The following is a 278-nucleotide window of genomic DNA, read 5'->3' as shown; positions in this document are numbered from 1 at the left end:
TATTGGTGCTGTTGACGCGGTAAGAGACGCTTTTCATATTCCTGTGTACGTACATAAAGAAGAAGCAAATTGGTTAGGCGATGCAACTGTAACTGGCTCTCAAATTTTTATGATGAATCGCAGTATTACAGCAAAACCAGCAGATCATATTATTGATGCAGAAGGTGCATTAGCAATTGGTTCATTTAATGTTGAGATTTTTGAGACGCCAGGACATTCTCCAGGCAGTATTTCTTATTATTGTAAAGAGGCGAATGCTGTATTTTCTGGTGATGTAT

The 278-nt window shown here is 38.1% G+C and carries 1 protein-coding gene; it reads left to right on the top strand.

Annotation, left to right across the window (positions count from 1 at the left end; translation table 11 throughout):
* Positions 1-278 (top strand): MBL fold metallo-hydrolase (locus ACSG5Z_RS32645; protein WP_435713014.1); only part of this gene is annotated, 278 nt, incomplete at both ends.

Origin of the sequence: Bacillus pretiosus (assembly GCF_051294775.1) — a bacterium.
Taxonomy (GTDB): Bacteria; Bacillota; Bacilli; order Bacillales; family Bacillaceae_G; genus Bacillus_A; species Bacillus_A wiedmannii.
Note: the sequence above shows the minus strand (reverse complement) of the source record. Positions and strands in the feature narration are given on the sequence as shown.